The following is a 19,113-nucleotide window of genomic DNA, read 5'->3' as shown; positions in this document are numbered from 1 at the left end:
GTCTTCTTGCGCGCACTTTCCAGCAGTGGGCGGATCTGCTCGAACTGTTCGCGACTGATATCACTTGGATAACTTGTTCTCATCCTGCAAATATCGCACTTTTTCTGTCAAACGAAAAGACTTTGAACAGGTTCTAACATAAAGAATTCGGCACTCCTTGCACCATAAGCTATTTTATGTAAAATTTAGGTCGTATTTGTTGATGCTTTCTAGCGGCATGCCTAACTGACCTTCAAGATGGGGATAAGCACAGATAACTGAGGGGGGACAGTTCAGTGTTCTATAAAATTTCTTTAGCATGTTGTTATCAGAAGTAGCTTCTTCTCTGATTCACTGAACAAGCGTTTTTTTGAGCCGAATCTTTATCTGACTAGCGTTCATTATGGGCATCACATGGACAAGAAAGACAAGCTTGACTACTCCTACAACGGCTGGTTCTGCGAAAACTCCGATTTCCAAACTATCGCGAACCAGTCCTAAGTCTCTCTGCCAATGACTAGCAGAAAGAGAAATCGACTCTGGCAGCACTACAGGATAAGGATACCTTCAGCGGACTGCGGAATCAGTTGGGTATTGAGAATGACTATCTACCCAAAAATAATTTGGATGTATTGAACAAAACAGCGTTGATGCCCGCATTACCATCGACAAAAAATATATCAAATTCCTTTGATCGATCTGAGGTGGGGCGCATACGCTCATCCCCGATAGTAAGAAAGCAGATGAAAGCAAGATATAGCAATACGATTCGCAGCGAGCTACGGCTTGCGATGAGTCATCGTTTAGCTCGTCGTCTTTGAGCAAATAAAAAGTAACGGTTTTCAGGAATTCATGCGCCGCAGCAAAAAACAAAAACTATGCTGAATATCTTAGCTCAAGTATTTTAAATGTACTTTAGAGGTGCTCACCATATCGCCTCCTCCCTAACTCAAGAATATTTGATTAGTTTTAAAAGAAATTCAAGCTGTTGGGGTGGCTGATGGGGTTCGAACCCACGACAACCGGAATCACAATCCGGGACTCTACCACTGAGCTACAGCCACCATCTATTATAAATAGGTATTCTAATTACCTTTAGAAATGATTTTTTGCAATTTAAAGTGCAATCTTGGCGTGCCCGACAGGAATCGAACCTGTAACCCCCAGCTTAGAAGGCTGGTGCTCTATCCGGTTGAGCTACGGGCACTACTCAAACCGGGTTTAATCCAACACAGTAGTACATAAAACTGGTCGGGGTGGAGAGATTTGAACTCCCGACATCCTGGTCCCAAACCAGGCGCGCTACCAGGCTACGCTACACCCCGGAAAGTCAGCTAATATACCTTCTCAGAAGGTATTCGTCAAATTTCAATTTACTTCCGAGTTCAGCAAATAATTTTTCCTTTGCAGATTGACATGCCAAACCGAATACATGCACCAACTCATGTATATCTTATTAAACTCTGGATCGTATAACGATTGCATAGATGCACTACATACCAGAAAGAACATTTCGATATCCTGTCATGAAAAAAAGAATGGTTATGTAACCATCTTGTTTCGCTAGTCTAGCTAAGGTATAGTGGCGAACTGCCATTTTATATCCAAGCAGGAGAGCGCGCTTTCTTCAGCGCCGCCGAAGGCGTAACCCCCCCGGAATCGCTCAGGTATAGTTAATAGAAACAGTATTGACTAAAAAAACTGCTTGCGACAGGCAATCTGGAGAGCGCCGAACAGTGAGTTCAGCCACCGAAGGGGCACACGGACAGAGTTCTACCGTAAAACTCTCAGGTAAAAGGACAGAGGGGTGAAGTCAAATGAGAAGACTTCATTTTTTATCTTAGGGAGAAAATCTGTGTTAAAAATCACCCCTCTTAATCAAGCTCACCGAGACATGAATGCAAAAATGGTCGATTTCGGTGGCTGGGATATGCCTCTTCATTATGGATCGCAATTGGATGAACACCATAAGGTGAGGCAAGATGCAGGCATGTTCGATGTATCACATATGCTGGTCGTCGATATTCAAGGCGAAAATGTTCGCAATTTCTTGCGGCAATTAGCTGCTAATAATGTAGATAAACTCACTGTATCAGGTAAAGCCCTTTATACCTGCATGCTTAATCCAGACGGTGGAATTATTGATGATCTCATTATCTACTTCTTATCCGAATCTTGGTTTAGATTAGTAGTCAATGCTGGGACTGCAGATAAAGATATCGCATGGATTACTTTACAACGCGATCAAGCTGCGCCAGATCTTGAAATAAAACCACGCCGCGATTTGGCTATGATTGCCATACAAGGCCCAAATGCAAGGGCTAAAGTTTGGCAAGTCATCTCGGGTGCTCAGACTGTCACGGAAAATCTAAAGCAGTTTCAATCAGCAACTTTTGATCAATATTTTATTGCGCGCACTGGCTATACGGGTGAAGATGGTTTTGAGATCATTTTACCAGCCAACGAAGCAGTCGCATTCTGGAAAAAGCTATACGCAGCTGGCGTAGCGCCAGCGGGATTAGGTGCTCGAGACACGCTGCGTTTGGAAGCTGGGATGAATCTCTATGGTCAGGATATGGACGAAGCGACTAATCCGCTTGAATCAGGATTGGCTTGGACAGTGGATCTGAAAAGTGAGCGGGATTTTATCGGCAAACAAGCGCTTCTGCAGACTGCTATCAAACGACAATTAGTAGGCCTTTTATTATTGGATAAAGGCGTGCTTCGTAGCCACCAGAAAGTCATGACACAACATAATCAAAGTGAATGTGAGGGAGAAATTACTAGCGGCGGTTTCTCACCCACACTTAATCAGTCAATTGCTTTGGCACGCCTTCCAGTACAAGTAGCCATCGGCGAAGAGGTTCATGTATTGATACGAGATAAAAAACTCGCTGCCAAAGTCGTAAAATATCCATTTGTACGAAATGGCCAAATTCTGATTTGACGCCAAGATCACCAAAACCTTTCCTAATATTGGAGAATAAAAAATGAGTATCCCAACACAACTGAAATATACAAAATCGCATGAATGGGTGAAATCTGAAAGTGATGGTACAGTTACGGTAGGTATCACCCAGCACGCTCAGGAATTACTTGGAGACATGGTATTTGTTGAACTGCCCAAAATCGGACGCATTCTCGCACAAAAAGAAGAATGTACTGTAGTAGAGTCCGTCAAAGCTGCCGCCGATGTTTATTCTCCTCTAGCAGGTGAAGTTGTCGCAGTGAACTCCGAACTCGAATCTTCACCAGAGAAAATCAATCAAGACCCCTATCATGCGTGGTTGTTTAAATTAAAGCCAGCCAATATTGCTGATTTGGAAAGCTTGCTTGATGCGCAAGGATATGAAAAAGCTTTGGAAAGCGAAGCGCATTAATCCCCGATTCTTTTCTCACTGATTCATTGCTTCAAATTATTTTAAAATCTACCAATTATGCCATTTATTCCTCACACTGAAGAAGATGTCGTAGAGATGCTTGCAAGTATCGGAGCAGGCTCTATTGAAGAATTATTTGATGAAATTCCCTCCGACTTGAAGACAGGCGCATTAACCCACGTGCCCCCAGGCATGGGTGAGATGGAAATATCAAGGTTGATGCATGAGCGTGCCCAGAAAGATGGGTTTTATCTTAATTTCATTGGCGCTGGCGCCTATGAACACCATATTCCCGCAGCAGTTTGGCAAATTACTACTCGTGGCGAATTTTATTCTTCTTATACGCCCTATCAGGCCGAAGCAAGTCAGGGTACGCTTCAACTATTGTATGAATACCAAACAATGATGGCCTCATTGACTGGCATGGACGTATCAAACGCAAGTCTATATGACGGCGCAACGGCGCTTGCTGAGGCTGCGCTGATGGCTGTCCGCCAACACAAGACCTCACGCCGAATTTTGGTACCTCGAACTGTCCATCCTGTTTACCGCAAGGTATTGCGTGCTATCGTCAGTAACCAAGATATCGAAGTTGTAGAAATCCCTTTCTGCCCAGAATCCGGTCAGGTTCTACCTGAGCATCTTGAACAATTTGGGAAAGAAGAGTTCGCTGCACTCGTCGTTCCTCAGCCCAATTTCTTTGGCATTCTTGAACAAGTCGATGCCATTACTGACTGGGCGCATGATAAACATTCACTCGTAATCGCCGTCGTTAACCCGATGGCGCTCGCGATGCTAACACCGCCAGGCGAATGGGGCACTCAAGGTGCGGATATTGCAGTAGGTGAAGGTCAACCCCTGGGCATTCCCCTCTCCAGTGGCGGACCTTATTTCGGGTTTATGACATGCAAGCATGAGTTGGTTCGGCAAATGCCAGGACGCATCATCGGCAGAACTGTCGATTTAGATAATAAACCTGGTTTTGTACTGACTTTGCAAGCTCGTGAGCAGCATATCCGCCGCTCCAAAGCCACCTCTAATATCTGTACTAACCAAGGATTAATGGTGACAGCGGCGACCATTTATATGTCTTTATTAGGCCCTGAAGGATTACGTCGGGTTGCGGCTCAATCACATGCAAACATGTTGCAGTTAGTAGAGCTGTTGGAGAAATTGCCTGGTGTAAAACGAACTTACAGCGGCCCTAGCTTTCATGAAGTCGCACTGACACTACCCGGACCAGTTAGTGATATTCTGCAAGCGCTCAAAGAACAGCATATTCTTGGAGGGTTAAACTTGCAGGAGCATTACCCTGAATTAAACAATACTCTGATGGTATGCGCCACTGAAACCAAGACAGCTGATGATTTGAATAAGTACAGCAAGATACTCGGGCAAATTCTTAAAAAATACCAATAATTAAATTTTCCATTATTTTCATTCAGTCGAACTCATAAAGGAAACCATGGTTACGCTTGCTGGTATTACTGCACGAGCAGTTATCGTGCTGAATGAAAACGATACAGTTATTCATCCCGAATTAGTACCAGAAGTTAGAGATGAACCCAATTATGATGCAGCTTTAGCTGCTTTGAATTAATTTTCCAATCGCGTAAAACTCATATGCTGATATTTGAACACTCACGCCCAGGACGGCGTAATTATTCCCAAGCTCCGGCTACTAAAGCAGAAAAGCAAAATATTCCACAAAATCTGCTACGTAAGACGCCCATGCTTCTTCCAGAAGTTTCTGAGATGGACGCTGTACGTCATTACACCCGTCTTTCCCAAAAGAATTTTTCGATCGATACGGAATTCTACCCATTGGGTTCCTGTACCATGAAATATAACCCTCGTGCCTGCAATGCGCTAGCTATGCTACCGCAATTTCTGGCTCGGCACCCATCAGCACCTGAAGATACAGGACAGGGCTTTCTAGCCTGTATGTACGAATTGCAGGAAATATTGAAAGATGTGACCGGGATGGCAGGCGTCAGTCTGACGCCTATGGCTGGCGCACAAGGTGAATTAATTGGCGTTATGATGATACGCGCCTATCATGAAGCGCGTAATGATAAAGAACGTACAGAAATCATCATACCTGATGCCGCTCATGGTACCAATCCAGCTACTGCTGTCATGTGCGGATACAAGGTAGTAGAAATACCCACAGATAAAGAAGGCAATGTCGATATGGCTGCATTGAAAGCAGCAGTCGGCCCACAGACTGCTGGCTTAATGTTGACAAATCCATCAACACTCGGAGTTTTTGAGAAAAATATTTCGGAGATGAGTCGCATTGTTCATGAGGTCGGGGGACTTCTATACTATGATGGTGCTAACCTTAACGCTGTTTTGGGTAAAGTCAAACCAGGGGATATGGGCTTCGATGTCATTCATATTAATTTACATAAAACTTTTTCAACGCCCCATGGCGGAGGAGGCCCCGGTGCTGCCCCAGTAGGTGTTGCAGAACGTTTACTGCCATTCTTACCCATCCCTATAGTTGCCCATGAAAAGGGAGTCTATCGCTGGTTGACGGAAAAAGATGTACCGCAAACAATCGGCCGGCTGTCCGCACACATGGGTAATGCGGGAGTATTATTGCGCGCTTATATTTATGTACGCTTACTGGGTGCAGAAGGCATGCACCGTGTTTCCAAATACGCCACACTCAACGCCAACTATTTAATGGCAGAATTGAGTAAAGCTGGATTTGAAATTGCTTTCCCAACACGTCGCGCAAGTCATGAATTTATCGTTACGCTAAAAGATATTAAAGAAGAAACAGGCGTCACTGCGATGAATCTAGCTAAACGGCTGCTGGATAAAGGCTATCATGCACCTACTACCTATTTCCCAATATTGATTCCTGAGTGTCTACTCATTGAACCTGCCGAAACAGAATCCAAACAAACGCTAGATGCATTTGTTGCCGCTATGAAAGAGATTCTTGTGGAAATTCAGAACCAACCAGAAATGGTTAAAAGTGCACCACATGATATGCCGCTACGTAAACTGGATGATGTCAAAGCTGCCAGGGAATTAGATTTAACTTGGAAGCCGTAATTAATCTTGCTGGCATTTCGTGACCATTAATAGACTCCCCGGCTGGCTGGCTTAGATTCTGATCATCCTGCTTGGGGAGAAGCTTTTCTAACCACTTTTCAGTCCCAGAACTTAGAAATAATGCATACCCTTATATGTGGTTCTATTGCCTATGACACCATAATGGTATTCAAAGACCATTTTAAGCATCATATTCTGCCCGACAAACTTCATGTACTAAATGTAGCTTTTCTCGTTCCTGACATGCGACGCGAGTTCGGAGGGTGTGCCGCCAATATTGCCTACAATCTAAATATGCTAGGCGGTAATCCACTAATGATGGCAACAGTGGGTGATGACTTCCAGCCTTATGCATACCGTCTGGAAAAACTGAATTTGGCTAAAACCTATATTCGCCAAATAAACAATGCGTTTACTGCACAAGCATTTATTACTACTGATCTAGATGATAACCAGATTACGGCTTTTCATCCTGGTGCTATGAATTTTTCACACTATAACTCTGTAAAAGATGCCATGAATATCAATCTAGGCATCATTGCACCTGATGGTCGTGATGGAATGATTGCTCATGCGTGCGAGTTTCAAGAATGCGGTATTCCCTTTATATTTGATCCTGGTCAAGGACTACCCATGTTCAGCGGTGATGAATTGATTGATTTTGTTGATAAGGCCGACTATATCGCAGTCAATGATTATGAAGGCCAATTATTGCAAGAACGAACGAAATACACGTTGCGTGAGCTTGCAAATAGGGTTAGAGCCCTGATCGTTACTAAAGGTGCACAAGGTTCAATTATTTATGCTGAAGGCCGCCAGATTGAAATTCCCTGTGTTAAGCCTGATGCAATCATAGATCCTACTGGCTGTGGCGATGCTTACCGAGCAGGGTTGCTTTATGGCATCGCTACTAACATGGATTGGCAAACAACAGGACAGCTTGCTTCGCTGTTAGGCGCCATCAAAATTGCATACCGTGGTGGGCAGAATCATCGATTTAGTCGAGACGAAATTGATCAGCTTTATTTTGAAATATTTGGAAATCGAATCTTCTAGGTACTCAAATTAAAGTTGATATCAATCTACTGTAACTAAAGTAAGGTACATTATGAATTTAATAGAGGTGAATCGCAGAAACCGCTAGGCGAGTCAGGTTTTTATTTGAGCGATACGGTGCACTAACCATTATTATGACTTCATGAATAGCACCTCGACTTCTAAAATAATTCAGATCTTACGGTTTGGCAGGCTGCTGCTTCATATCTTCTCTGGTTTGCTCCAGTCCATAGCTTATCCGTATTTCAATCGGCCCGTACAAAGATATATGGTGCGGAAATGGGCGGGAAATCTGCTTGGGATTCTGAACGTTAAATTAAACTGTAGCGGTCCCTTACCTCCTGAAGATGAGCAACGTGTCATATTAATTGCCAATCATATCTCCTGGCTGGATATCATGATTATTCTGACAATGTATCCTGTTAGGTTTGTAGCCAAATCTGAGGTCCTCAGTTGGCCACTGCTTAATATATTATGCCGTAATGTAGGAACGATTTTCATCGAACGCGAAAAACGTAATGATACGATACGCGTTAACCAAGACATCGTCAAAGCACTTGTTACCGGGGATAGTATCGCGATCTTTCCAGAAGGTACAACCAGCGATGGAACAGTCCTTCTGCACTTTCATGCTTCCCTACTCCAATCTGCAGTAACCGTGCAAGCATCTCTTCATCCAGTTGCGATTGATTATCGCGATATCACTGGAGCACGTAATACAAGTGTGGCCTATGTTAACGTGACTATATTGGAATCGCTGAGACTTATTCTAATGCAACCTGCTATTAAAGCAGAATTATCCTTTTTGGATCCCATTAACTGCGAAGACAAGAATCGACGAGAATTAACACGCTTGGCAGAGCATGCTATCTCTGAAGCGCTGCAACTGACTGTTGTGCGCAAGATACCTGAAAGACTCTCCGATCTTCCAAGCGTATCGCAGTAAGCTTTCCTCCCCAAAGACAGCCAGTATCCAGCGCAATCAAGTTTCCTCTAATCTGTAGACCGAGTGCGGACCAGTGACCAAAAATGATTGTAGTCGATCTGCTGGCACGATTGGGTACCTCAAACCAGGGTAGATATCCCTTGGGAATGGAGTGAAGCTGGCCTTTGTATGAGAAGTCCATTCTACCTTCTGGCGTACAAACACGCAGGCGGGTCATCGCATTAACGATAACGCGCAAGCGATCATAGCCAGTTAAATCGTTGCGCCATAAATTTGGCTCATTTCCATACATATGAGAAAAAAATTCATAAAAATTTTCCCCACATAGTGCTGTTTCTACCTCTTGTGCGAGCTCTGCTGCTTGGGAGATATCCCAGGATGGCAATAGACCAGCATGGACCAAGGCATATTCATCATCAACATAAAGCAGTTTTTGATGGCGCAACCATCTCAGCAGATCATGACAATCAGGCGCATCCAGAATAGCCTGCAATGTATCGCTTGAACGCAGTTTAGTTAAACCTTCAGCAACCAGAAGCAAATGTAAATCATGGTTACCCAGCACCGGAATAACAGCGCTGCCTAGCTTTATAATAAAACGCAATAAGATTAATGAATCCGGCCCACGATTGACGAGATCACCGACTAGCCACAATTTATCTCTCTCAGAGTTAAACCCAATCAATTCAACAAGTTGCTGGAATTCCTCATAACAACCTTGCACATCGCCGATAACATAAGTCGCCATAATGAAACCGGATAATTACGATCCCATTTTATTTACCGCAAGCCTAGCACATCTTGCATGTCAAACAGACCATTACGTTGAGCAGAAAGGAATCTGGCAGCGCGTAATGCGCCCACAGCAAACGTTTTGCGACTACTGGCCTTATGCGTTATTTCTATACGCTCACCTGTTCCTGCAAAAACTGCTGTATGATCGCCTACAATGTCGCCACCACGAATAGTGGCAAAACCAATCGTTTCAGGAGAACGCTCGCCAGTAACACCTTCTCGTCCATAAACAGCGACTTTTGCAAGATCCCTATTCAGCGTTTCCGCGATAATTTCCCCCATACGCAATGCAGTGCCCGAGGGCGCATCCACTTTATACCGATGATGTGCTTCCACAATCTCTATATCATATTCATTGAGTAACGTACTAGCGGCAACTTCCAATAATTTGAACATGACATTTACGCCAACACTCATATTCGGTGCAAATACGATAGCAATATCTTTCGATGCTGCTTTGAGTTCTTCTTTTTCAGTCGCTGAGAACCCGGTCGTACCAATAACCATTTTTATGCCAGCATTACGACAGATTGCAAGGTGAACAAGCGTACCTGCAGGACGAGTAAAATCTATTAACACATCACTACCGGATAGTGCAGAAGCAATATCACTACTAATCGGAACACCACAAGGCACCCCAATCAGTTCACCCGCATCCTTTGCCAGGAATGGATTATTCTTTTGTTCCAATGCGCCAGATAATTGCAAATCTGGCGCTTCGGCGATCATTTCCAGGAGCACCCTACCCATGCGCCCGGTACTTCCAGCTACGGCAATATTCAGAATTGTCATTGATGTCTAGAAAAAATATCATTAATCATTTTAATTCTATTTTACCCCTTAGTGAATATGAACTGACTAGGTATGCGCAAATCAAATAAGATGATCAATAGCACTCCACCATTTACTATAGAACATTCTAATAGACTAATTACTAGGAATCTCATCACTCACATCATGATCCTCTTCCATGTATTGCTGACTTTCTTCCTTGATATGAGGTGCAACCGGCAACACATTATCTGAAGAGGTGGAAAGTGAGAAATCTCCTTCAAGATGAGAAAGTCGATCGCCATCAAAAATGACTGTCAGCTTTCGTTTCTCAGATAACACTCCACGTGGTGCAGAATAATAAAAATAATCCCATCGATTATTATGAAAAACATCGATTATAAGTGGTGTTCCCAATACAAAACGCACTTGCGACCGGGTCATACCCGGTTTTAATTTCTCTATCATTTCCTGAGTAACTACGTTACCCTGCTGGATATCAATTTTATATGGAACCGTTGGAATATAAGCACAACCAAACAATAAAGAAGCAACGAGTAACAATGGTGTTTTTAAGTGCATACTAAGCGCGAGTGTTTTCAAAGCAAACTAAGCACTATATGATACAGCAAATAATTTTTTGGACTGATTAAACTATGAGCAAATCTGAAGACCTCAAAGGTATTGACCTCAAAACAATTGGCTTAAAAACGACCCTACCCCGCCTAAAGATACTTAATCTGTTTGAGAATAGCTCAGTTCGTCACCTGTCGGCAGAAGATGTCTATAAAGAATTACTTAATGATGGTGAAGATATTGGTCTTGCAACGGTCTACCGTGTGTTAACTCAGTTTGAGCAAGCTGGTTTACTTGAACGTCATCATTTTGAAAGTGGCAAAGCAGTGTTTGAGCTAAGCAGCGACTCGCATCATGATCATTTAGTATGTCTACAATGCGGGCGTGTAGAAGAATTTTATGATGCAGAAATTGAAAAGCGCCAAATCAGAATTGCCAAAGATCGTGGATTCAATCTGCAGGAACACTCACTATCCCTCTATGCAGATTGCACTAAATCAGATTGTCCATATCGAAAATTATGAAATACATAATATAAGATTACTAATATGACATTGATGACATCTCGCCTTATCAGTATCGATTATGAGTGTAATGTAAAGTTAGTGCTTCTTCTTTGCCTGCTGCTGATCTCACTTTCAACACAGGCGGAGTCTGTCATTGATGAACAAATTCGTCAGCTAGAAACCAGCTTGTTACGTATCCACCAGGATCAACAGAATGCCTTTCAGCAATTCCAAATGAAACAAGAGCTCCGTCGTTATGAATTAAGACAGGAAGAAGGAATCACTTCCTTGCCTCAAATTGGAACATATCCTCAAACTGGAACAGCTCCTATGAGCGAGTTTTTACCTGAAATAAATATCGGTGGGTCTCCACCAAGTTACGAGGAAATGGTAAAGAACAAGCAAGAGCGCCAGAAGCGAATACGACAATACACATCGGATATGGATCAGCTCTATACACAATACTTGGGACTGGAAGCCGAAAAAAAAATCCTGATGGAACAAATAGGTGACTTAAAACGAAGTAAGCAAGAAGATATCCAATAAAAATTTATTGGATATAAAATAAAGTAGCGTGACTTTGGCTAAATACAAACTACAGGCCATTTAGTCACGCTCCAATCTAAACTACATTTATTATTATTAATTATTTCATTTGCAGTTTTACTTTATTTCTTAGCGATATCAGGTTTTCTCTCATTTACACAACGATAAGCATCGCCAGAAGCTTGTGGGTAAGAATCGGATCCTGCTGAGTGTTCGCGCCATACAAGATGGGTGGCATTAAGTTCTGCGGCCATTTTCAAGACCTTATCTTCTGCTTTATGCTTCCTTGCATTCTTGGATGATTTACCCCAATCTGAGGTTCCCCAAACTTTTCCCAAGTGACTACAGTTTTCAATTTCTATATCGGCTCTGGCAGCTTCGATAATGTTATAAGAATTTCCTGCAGCTATAGCAACCGCTGTCACAGAGCTGAGAGAAATAACAAAAGCCAGTATATGGATCAGAAACACTCGAGGCAGCGAAATTATTAAATTAAACAATTTAATTTTCGTCATGCTCATACCTTTAAATTCCTATTTATGCTCCGCTTAGAATAATTACACTAGCAATACGTTCTTTTCTGTCTACAGTGTTAGACTTAAATTATAATTAGAGGAATAACGTCTCAATTGCCAGTCATATCATACGTACTCATAAAATCCCTCTGCTACTTCAATGGAACTATATGAAACTCTTATGATTTAATTCACACCCTCTTTCTAAAGATATATAATATTAATAAGATGATCAAAAAATAAGTAGGCTAAAACGAACTACATTGTAGTTTATTAGGATACAATGAAATAATTCTGATTTTAGCAGGAGGTTTATTTATGCAAGATCTTAATCTTATTGCTACTTTCGCCCGTGTTGTAGAAGCAGGTAGTTTCGCAGAAGCGGCTCGTCGCATGGATACTTCGCGATCTGCGGTAAGTAAGGCTGTTGCCAAGCTTGAGGTTGATCTGGGCGCAAGATTGCTTAATCGTAGCACACGCCATCTCAGTCTGACTGAAGTAGGCAGAACATTTGCGGAACACTCGATCCGCATCTTGGAGGAAGCTGTGCATGCAGAACAAGTCGTCACTAGCTTGCATGCCGAACCGCGCGGTATGCTCAGGGTTTGTGCATCAGTGGCATTTGGCACACTTCACGTTGCACCTGCCCTTGCTGACTTTCTTGGACGCTATCCTGAAATCCGGATCGATATGACCATTACGGATCGTCCAGTGGATATCGTGGAAGAAGGATACGATGTGATCATTCGCGTAACAGGCGAACCGGATCTTAATCTGGTTGCGCGGAAGCTAGCACCTGCACGCCGGAAATTGTGTGCCACACCAGACTACTTTTACAAACACGGTGTACCGCTCACGCCGAGTGACTTGGTCAAGCACAACTGCCTTGACTATACCCTCTCGGGTGAGCAGGGTTATTGGCGTTTTAATGGGCCAGAAGGGGAAATTGCAGTACCTGTCTCAGGAACTCTGCGTATTAACGATGACGATGCGCTTTCTCAAGCCGTACTTGGCGGTTTAGGGATCGCTCTGTTACCTACTTTCACGATCGGGAAAGAGCTGCAAAATGGAAATTTGCAAGCAGTATTATCTGAATATATACCGGTAAAACGCTATGTTTATGCGTGTTATCTGCCTAACCGTTATCTGCCGGCTAAAGTTCGTTCATTTATTGATTTTCTTTCAGCCCGTATTGGTGAGGTACCCTATTGGGATAGCCCGTCTGCACAATCCGAATTCAAAAACAACCGGTCAGATTCAATTGAAGTATAAAATTACCAAGCTATCTCTTTGGCATATACAGATCAGTTATCGTTCCCTCTGCCATTTCTGCTGAGAAAAGAATTGTTTCAGACAATGTCGGATGAGGATGAATGACCAGGCTGATATCTTGCATATCAGCGCCCATCTCCAATGCCAGCACAGCTTCTGCGATCAACTCACCCGCATGCGCCCCCGCAATGCCGGCACCCAGTATTCGACGAGAGTTTTTATCTAATAGTAACTTGGTAAAGCCTTCTTCACGTCCCATAGCAATCGCGCGACCACTGGCCGCCCAAGGGAACACCGCTTTCTCATAATCAATTCCTTGCTTCTTCGCGTCAGTTTCAGTCAAGCCCATCCAGGCAATCTCTGGATCAGTATAGGCTACCGAGGGGATAGTGCGCGCATCAAAGGCTACCTTATGCCCAGCAATCACCTCAGCCGCAAGTTTACCTTCATAAGTCGCCTTATGTGCCAGCATGGGTTCCCCGGCAATATCACCAATCGCAAAAATATGCGGGATATTGGTACGCATTTGCATATCCACTGGAATGAAGCCCCGTTCGTTTACCTGAATATTGGCATTTTCTGCTCCAATCATCTTTCCATTAGGACGACGCCCGACTGCAACCAGAATGCAATCATATAATTGAGGTTCAGGCGCATGATCGCCCTCAAAAAATACTTTTAATCCCTTTTTCTCCCCCTCGATTTTACTGACCTTATTGTTAAGGTAAATTGCTTCATAGCGCTTTAACAAATGCTTATAAAGCGGTTTGACAAGATCGCTATCGGCTCCAGGAATAAGCTGATTCATTTGCTCGACGATGCTTATTTGGCTGCCAAGCGCATCGTACACTGTCGCCATTTCCAGACCAATAATGCCACCGCCGATGACAAGCATCTTTTTGGGAACATCTGCCAGCTTCAATGCATCAGTAGAATCCATCATCCGGGGATCATCATAAGGAAAACCCGGAATACGCGCCGCACTTGAACCCGCAGCGATAATACAGTGATCGAATGAAACTGTTGTTATACCCTCTTCGGTATTTACTTCAATCATGTGAGGAGAAACAAATTTACCGATACCTCGAATAATTTCTACTTTGCGCTGTTTGGCTAATGCAGTTAATCCTTTAGTAAGTTTGCCAACAACCGATTCTTTCCATGCTCGCAGCTCGCCAATAGCAACCTTGGGTTTCCCAAAAACGACGCCCTGCTGCTCAATTTCTTTAGCTTCAGTAATCACTTTCGCGACATGCAGCAGCGCTTTGGAGGGAATACACCCTACATTGAGACATACCCCGCCCAGCGTCGAATAACGTTCAATCAGCACAACCTGCTTACCCAGATCAGCCGCACGAAAGGCCGCCGTATAGCCACCAGGCCCCGCCCCCAGCACAACCACCTCGGCGTGCAGGCTGTCACGCGTAGTCATAACTGACTGAGACTCGCTCAAATCGGATATCGTAGTGTCATCAATGACACTGGTTTGAGTGATTGTCGCCTCAGTTGAGGAAGTGATCGCTTCTAACGTGACGATAAGCGACCCCTGCGATACCTTGTCCCCCACCTTGACATGCATCTCCTTAATAATTCCTGCTTGAGGAGAAGGCACTTCTATCGACGCTTTATCCGTTTCCAGCGCAATCAATGAAGTTTCTTGCTCAACCTTATCACCCGGTTTAACCAGCACCTCTATAACGGAAACATCCTTAAAGTCGCCAATATCGGGAACTTCCACTTTAATTAGATTTGCCATACTTCTTGTTATTTTTAAATTGAGAAGATTTTAGGTTATCAATCTATTACTGTCGTATCTGGCCATCGCCTAACACGACAAATTTCTGGCTCGTGAGCCCTTCCAATCCTACCGGACCGCGCGCATGAATTTTATCGGTAGAAATGCCAATTTCTGCGCCCAGTCCATATTCAAAACCATCTGCAAAGCGCGTAGAAGCATTAACCATGACCGAACTCGAATCAACTTCACGCAAGAAACGACGCGCATGGCTATAGTTTTCCGTCACGATCGCATCGGTATGTTGAGACCCATAGGTATTAATATGTTCGATCGCCTCATCCAGCCCACTCACGATACCGATATTCAGAATAGGCGCAAGATACTCGGTGCGCCAGTCTTCTTCCATTGCCAACTTCATTTGCGGGATAATGGCACACGCTGCCTGATTACCTCGCAACTCCACTCCCTTTTCCAAGTAAATTTTACAGAGAAGCGGCAGGATTTGCTTGGCGATCCCTTCATGCACCAGCAAGGTTTCCATGGTATTACAGGTGCCATAACGCTGCGTCTTGGCATTATCGGCAATGCGAATGGCCTTGTCCAGATCAGCCTGGTCATCGATATAGACATGGCAAATCCCATCCAGATGTTTGATCACGGGAATGCATGCTTCATTGGAAATGCGCTCGATCAGTCCTTTCCCACCCCGCGGCACAATGATGTCAACAAATTCTTTCATGGTAATAAGCTCACCAACCGCCGCACGATCGCTGGTTTCAATCACTTGTACTGCCATTTCTGGTAACTCTGCTGTCCTTAACCCTTCTTTCACGCACGTGGCAATGGCTTGATTACTATGCATCGCTTCCGATCCACCGCGCAGTATAGCCGCATTGCCCGCTTTCAGACATAAGCCGGCTGCATCCGCCGTGACATTTGGCCGCGCTTCATAAATAATCCCGATCACACCCAATGGCACGCGCATTTTACCCACTTGTATACCGGACGGACGGTAATTCAAATTACTCATTTCCCCAATGGGATCCGGCAAGGCGGCAATTTGTCGCAAGCCATCGGCCATACTTGCGATACTCTTGGCAAAAAGCGCCAAACGGTCAACCATGGCTGAACCCAATCCCTTAGCCTGAGCATTCTCGAGATCGCGCGCATTTGCTGTCAACAAATTTTTCTCATCGCGCTTGATAGCCTCGGCCATCGCCATCAGCGCCCGATTTTTGCTGGCCGTATCCGCTTTTGCCATTAAACGCGAAGCAGCCCGGGCGTTCTGACCAACCGCTTGCATGTAAACTTTAATATTTGTGATATCCATCAAATAACTCCAAAATGAGCAATATCCTACTGCGGCAGCTCGATAGCCAATCAGAAAATCTCTCTAGCCGGGATTGACAGTGGCTTCTGTCCAGTACACGTGAGCAACATAGCCTATTATTTTACATTGCCACATCCAGCTAGCACATGCTTTTTTGGTTATGGATCGTTCTAATACAAGCTCTAACACAGCCTGCTAAACCCAGTTACAATAAAAGCTAATCGATGCGCTACCATAATGGAAGGTTTTGTGTATTCCAGCATATTAATGTTATTCAGGTTTAAATTCGAAGGTGTGCCAGCATGACACTTCCTTTTCGTATTCTGGCAATGCTGGTCATTGTACCCGCCACCTATTTCTTCACCTATTGGTTCTCAATTTCACTCATACCGTCCATGGAACCCACATGGGTACTTAACCTGATCGCGTCATTGTGCACAGGCGGTGTTGGCTTGTATAGCTGGAAAAAACTCGGCTCCATTCCAGAAGGACCTGTCTCGAGCCTATTTCTAGGCGCCATTGTGCTGGGCTCTATCGGATTTTGTGCAGGCTTCTTCGGCCCCATGATTGTAACACCAGAGGCCAACCAGGGCCCGCTACTGGGTATCTTTATAACCGGCCCGTTAGGCTTCCTGCTTGGAGGCATTGGCGGCTTTGCTTATTGGCTGATCAAAAAGAAGAAAAATGAGCACAAGAAATGAAGTCTGTGAATTCTTTGATGCTTGCATTGATGCATCCCCGGATTTCATTACTGACAGTACGTGGCAATATTGTTTAAGGCTTCAGCCGTATACTGCTGACGCAGGTGATCGTCCACATCAATGACGCCACCATTGCCATCCGGCACTGACAAACGCTCGGAATTTCTGAGCAATTCCAGATTGCTTCGCGCTCTCAGGCAGTTCTCTTTTTTCATGTTCGCTTCCGTCAGTTGTTTACTTTTTGCTTCCTCCTGGGTGGCACGTTTTTCCTTCCGTGTTTGTTCCTTCTTTGCTGCATCTTTTGTGCTATCTTTACCCTCATCATTGGCAGACTGAGAGGAGAAGCGGATATTGATCATTTTTTCATTTTTGCTCGCGCCAGCAGGCGGCAGTTGATCAGAGTATTGCACCTTTCCCCTTCCATCTACCCATTTGTATACCTGACCGTTTGCGTTTCCAGTAAAGAGCAGCAATAAAATCACAATCATGACATTTGGCATGACTTTTCTCCTAAAACAAAAAGTATCGAGCAAATTTATTTGAACTTTATGAGGTAATAAAAAAACCCGGCCAATTTGCGAGAATTTAAATGCGTTACTGATTTGTAGCACATGAATTTCCGTTCATATTCACCGTGACAACCGGCGCGAATGAACCAGTCTGCCGTATTGCACCTTTTCGTTTACAAATCTTGCTCCAGCAGCGCTCCATTCTTGAGTAACCACGCTTTCGCTTTCTCCATGTTAGGTATCTGCGCTCGCACAATATTCCAGAAATGCGGCGTATGATTCTGTTCGATCAGATGAGCCAGCTCATGCACGACCACATAATCGATCACGAACATAGGCGCCTTAATTATGAGGTATGCTGAGTTTTGTGGAGTCCAAAGTTTCATAAAATATAGACATGAAATGTAGGATATAGATGGAACAATTACCCCGAACACGATATAGCCAGGAGTTCCGCGAACAATCGGTCAAGTTTTTTAAAGAAAGTGGATTAACTCTGGTTGAAGCAGCGAAGCGACTATCTTTACCTAAAGGAACATTAAACTTATTTTCCTCAGTTGAACCTATAAAAACAGCTGCAAACATAGTACTGTAAAGGTTTTATGGTTGAATAAAGGAGTCACCCAATGGGTGAAGAGGGTTTTGAGGAAAAAGAGGTGGTGAAGGCGATAGGCAGCGCTGTGCAGGAGATGGTGCCAGCTGCAGAGGAGATGTGTTTGTTGACTCCTGGTGGTCGATTTCACGTACGCTGGGACGAAAACGGAAGTGCTACGGCTTTGGGTCAGTTGGCATTTTTTGCTGAGTTTTTGGAAGTTAGTGGTTTATTTAGCCGCTGGGTAGAGGGGTGCCCGCTCCCTTACACGAGTCCTAATGCGCCTGCCGAGGTTGATTGACTGGGCACTTGGTTGCTATCCATTCTTGATGGGCAGCGACGCTATGCACACATCGCTGGGCTACGAGGAGACGAAGTTGCGCCTGAGATACTCGGCATGGGCAAGATCATGAGCGATGAGAGCTTACGCCGCGCGCTGAGTGCGCTTGCACCGAATTTACCCAAGCGTTGTGATGACGCGCAACGCGCGCGGCCTGTATGGTCCAGCTGATGAAGAGCACGATCTGGATGGACACGGCGCTAGGTGAGAGTACTCGCGAGGCCTTGAATACTGCTTGGATTCTTGATGCTGATACCAGTGTCAAGCTGTTGTACGGCCATCAGGCAGGCGCTGAGATCGGCTACAATCCCAGGAAGCCAGGGCGACCAAGCCACACCCTGCATACTTTACTTAATCAGCAATGTTCGCCTGGTGCTTGATGTCGAAGTGCAAAGCGGTAAATCCCATGCCGCCAAGCATAGCCTACCCCGTCTGCGGCAGCTGATCGAAGGGCTTGCTCCTGAGAAGCGTCCTGCTCTGGTGCGTGGCGAC

Annotated in this window: 22 protein-coding genes, 3 tRNA genes, 2 pseudogenes and 1 riboswitch; of the genes and pseudogenes, 15 read left to right on the top strand and 12 right to left on the bottom strand. The window is 44.4% G+C overall.

The features are described from left to right. From BLW34_RS15725 to BLW34_RS12730, 4 genes and pseudogenes are all read right to left on the bottom strand, one after another. Positions 1-83: pseudogene (locus BLW34_RS15725) on the bottom strand (IS5/IS1182 family transposase); the annotation flags it as partial. Positions 84-968: 885 nt separating this feature from the next. Further along, positions 969-1,043, bottom strand: a tRNA-His gene (locus BLW34_RS12740). 66 nt (positions 1,044-1,109) lie between these two features. After that, positions 1,110-1,186, bottom strand: a tRNA-Arg gene (locus BLW34_RS12735). A gap of 41 nt (positions 1,187-1,227) precedes the next feature. Next, positions 1,228-1,304, bottom strand: a tRNA-Pro gene (locus BLW34_RS12730). Positions 1,305-1,688: 384 nt separating this feature from the next. Beyond that, positions 1,689-1,792, top strand: a riboswitch (glycine riboswitch). Between the two features lie 42 nt (positions 1,793-1,834). On the opposite strand from BLW34_RS12730, the gene gcvT reads away from it, so the two are divergent. The 7 genes and pseudogenes from gcvT (at position 1,835) to BLW34_RS12695 (ending at position 8,430) form a co-directional block, all read left to right on the top strand. Further along, positions 1,835-2,926 (top strand): glycine cleavage system aminomethyltransferase GcvT, encoded by a 1,092-nt coding sequence (gene gcvT / locus BLW34_RS12725; RefSeq protein WP_090580267.1) that lies wholly within the window; start codon positions 1,835-1,837, stop codon positions 2,924-2,926. A gap of 43 nt (positions 2,927-2,969) precedes the next feature. Further along, positions 2,970-3,359 carry a glycine cleavage system protein GcvH gene (gcvH, locus tag BLW34_RS12720; RefSeq protein WP_090580264.1) on the top strand — a complete coding sequence of 130 codons (390 nt, stop codon included), beginning with the start codon at positions 2,970-2,972 and terminating at the stop codon, positions 3,357-3,359. Positions 3,360-3,416: 57 nt separating this feature from the next. Then, positions 3,417-4,778 carry an aminomethyl-transferring glycine dehydrogenase subunit GcvPA gene (gcvPA, locus tag BLW34_RS12715; protein ID WP_090580260.1) on the top strand — a complete coding sequence of 454 codons (1,362 nt, stop codon included), beginning with the start codon at positions 3,417-3,419 and terminating at the stop codon, positions 4,776-4,778. A gap of 55 nt (positions 4,779-4,833) precedes the next feature. Then, a pseudogene (locus BLW34_RS12710) lies at positions 4,834-4,959 on the top strand (lipid hydroperoxide peroxidase); the annotation flags it as partial. Further along, positions 4,959-6,428: an aminomethyl-transferring glycine dehydrogenase subunit GcvPB gene (gene gcvPB / locus BLW34_RS12705; protein WP_256203792.1), complete on the top strand. Its 1,470-nt coding sequence runs from the start codon at positions 4,959-4,961 to the stop codon at positions 6,426-6,428. The pseudogene BLW34_RS12710 and the gene gcvPB, both read left to right, overlap by 1 nt. A 120-nt stretch (positions 6,429-6,548) precedes the next feature. Continuing rightward, on the top strand, positions 6,549-7,484 hold the full coding sequence (locus BLW34_RS12700) for a carbohydrate kinase family protein (RefSeq protein ID WP_090580254.1): 936 nt from the start codon (positions 6,549-6,551) through the stop codon (positions 7,482-7,484). Positions 7,485-7,752: 268 nt separating this feature from the next. Then, positions 7,753-8,430: a lysophospholipid acyltransferase family protein gene (locus tag BLW34_RS12695; protein ID WP_256203791.1), complete on the top strand. Its 678-nt coding sequence runs from the start codon at positions 7,753-7,755 to the stop codon at positions 8,428-8,430. Here the strand turns inward: BLW34_RS12695 and BLW34_RS12690 are convergent. From BLW34_RS12690 to BLW34_RS12680, 3 genes are all read right to left on the bottom strand, one after another. Beyond that, positions 8,351-9,178: a symmetrical bis(5'-nucleosyl)-tetraphosphatase gene (locus tag BLW34_RS12690; protein WP_090580248.1), complete on the bottom strand. Its 828-nt coding sequence runs from the start codon at positions 9,176-9,178 to the stop codon at positions 8,351-8,353. The two genes, BLW34_RS12695 and BLW34_RS12690, sit on opposite strands and share 80 nt — an antisense overlap. A gap of 32 nt (positions 9,179-9,210) precedes the next feature. Continuing rightward, positions 9,211-10,017 (bottom strand): 4-hydroxy-tetrahydrodipicolinate reductase, encoded by an 807-nt coding sequence (gene dapB / locus BLW34_RS12685; protein ID WP_090580245.1) that lies wholly within the window; start codon positions 10,015-10,017, stop codon positions 9,211-9,213. Positions 10,018-10,152: 135 nt separating this feature from the next. After that, a complete protein-coding gene (locus BLW34_RS12680) occupies positions 10,153-10,578 on the bottom strand; it encodes an outer membrane protein assembly factor BamE (protein ID WP_090580242.1) in 426 nt (141 codons plus the stop codon). A 74-nt stretch (positions 10,579-10,652) separates the two neighbouring features. Here BLW34_RS12680 and fur point away from each other — a divergent pair, with 74 nt between their 5' ends. Together fur and BLW34_RS12670 are read left to right on the top strand one after the other, a co-directional pair. Further along, positions 10,653-11,096 (top strand): ferric iron uptake transcriptional regulator, encoded by a 444-nt coding sequence (gene fur / locus BLW34_RS12675; protein ID WP_090580240.1) that lies wholly within the window; start codon positions 10,653-10,655, stop codon positions 11,094-11,096. 24 nt (positions 11,097-11,120) lie between these two features. Beyond that, positions 11,121-11,624, top strand: coding sequence for a hypothetical protein (locus tag BLW34_RS12670; protein ID WP_090580237.1), 504 nt, complete (start codon positions 11,121-11,123; stop codon positions 11,622-11,624). Positions 11,625-11,746: 122 nt separating this feature from the next. On the opposite strand, the gene BLW34_RS12665 is transcribed toward BLW34_RS12670, so the two are convergent. Then, positions 11,747-12,145 carry a hypothetical protein gene (locus BLW34_RS12665; RefSeq protein ID WP_090580233.1) on the bottom strand — a complete coding sequence of 133 codons (399 nt, stop codon included), beginning with the start codon at positions 12,143-12,145 and terminating at the stop codon, positions 11,747-11,749. Positions 12,146-12,457: 312 nt separating this feature from the next. Here BLW34_RS12665 and BLW34_RS12660 point away from each other — a divergent pair, with 312 nt between their 5' ends. Further along, on the top strand, positions 12,458-13,411 hold the full coding sequence (locus tag BLW34_RS12660) for a LysR family transcriptional regulator (RefSeq protein WP_090543524.1): 954 nt from the start codon (positions 12,458-12,460) through the stop codon (positions 13,409-13,411). Positions 13,412-13,421: 10 nt separating this feature from the next. Here BLW34_RS12660 and lpdA read toward each other — a convergent pair whose 3' ends face one another. Next, on the bottom strand, positions 13,422-15,167 hold the full coding sequence (gene lpdA, locus BLW34_RS12655; RefSeq protein WP_090580231.1) for a dihydrolipoyl dehydrogenase: 1,746 nt from the start codon (positions 15,165-15,167) through the stop codon (positions 13,422-13,424). A gap of 46 nt (positions 15,168-15,213) precedes the next feature. Further along, positions 15,214-16,479: a glutamate-5-semialdehyde dehydrogenase gene (locus tag BLW34_RS12650; RefSeq protein ID WP_090580228.1), complete on the bottom strand. Its 1,266-nt coding sequence runs from the start codon at positions 16,477-16,479 to the stop codon at positions 15,214-15,216. Between the two features lie 302 nt (positions 16,480-16,781). Between BLW34_RS12650 and BLW34_RS12645 the strand changes: the two genes are divergently transcribed. Next, positions 16,782-17,180, top strand: coding sequence for a hypothetical protein (locus BLW34_RS12645; protein ID WP_090580225.1), 399 nt, complete (start codon positions 16,782-16,784; stop codon positions 17,178-17,180). Between the two features lie 47 nt (positions 17,181-17,227). On the opposite strand, the gene BLW34_RS12640 is transcribed toward BLW34_RS12645, so the two are convergent. Further along, positions 17,228-17,680, bottom strand: a complete 453-nt coding sequence (locus BLW34_RS12640; protein WP_090580222.1) for a DUF4124 domain-containing protein — start codon at positions 17,678-17,680, stop codon at positions 17,228-17,230. Between the two features lie 182 nt (positions 17,681-17,862). Next, a complete protein-coding gene (locus BLW34_RS12635; protein ID WP_090580219.1) occupies positions 17,863-18,075 on the bottom strand; it encodes a M48 metallopeptidase family protein in 213 nt (70 codons plus the stop codon). 29 nt (positions 18,076-18,104) lie between these two features. On the opposite strand from BLW34_RS12635, the gene BLW34_RS15720 reads away from it, so the two are divergent. Genes BLW34_RS15720 through BLW34_RS17070 form a run of 4 tightly spaced genes read left to right on the top strand, consistent with a single transcriptional unit; the run spans position 18,105 to position 19,001 of the window. After that, complete coding sequence (locus BLW34_RS15720; protein ID WP_143037925.1) at positions 18,105-18,284, top strand: hypothetical protein; 180 nt, start codon at positions 18,105-18,107, stop codon at positions 18,282-18,284. A gap of 31 nt (positions 18,285-18,315) precedes the next feature. Continuing rightward, a complete protein-coding gene (locus BLW34_RS17080) occupies positions 18,316-18,582 on the top strand; it encodes a hypothetical protein (protein WP_256203790.1) in 267 nt (88 codons plus the stop codon). A gap of 12 nt (positions 18,583-18,594) precedes the next feature. Further along, positions 18,595-18,792: a hypothetical protein gene (locus BLW34_RS17075; protein WP_256203789.1), complete on the top strand. Its 198-nt coding sequence runs from the start codon at positions 18,595-18,597 to the stop codon at positions 18,790-18,792. Further along, the gene (locus tag BLW34_RS17070; RefSeq protein ID WP_256203793.1) at positions 18,792-19,001 is read left to right on the top strand and encodes a hypothetical protein; all 210 of its coding nucleotides are present in this window, start codon (positions 18,792-18,794) and stop codon (positions 18,999-19,001) included. Before BLW34_RS17075 ends, BLW34_RS17070 begins: the two co-directional genes overlap by 1 nt. The last annotated feature ends 112 nt before the right edge of the window (positions 19,002-19,113 follow it).

It is taken from the genome of Nitrosomonas sp. Nm58, from assembly GCF_900107335.1.
Taxonomy (GTDB): domain Bacteria; phylum Pseudomonadota; class Gammaproteobacteria; order Burkholderiales; family Nitrosomonadaceae; genus Nitrosomonas.
The sequence above is the reverse complement of the archived record's forward strand: the minus strand, read 5'-3'. Positions and strand labels throughout refer to the sequence as shown.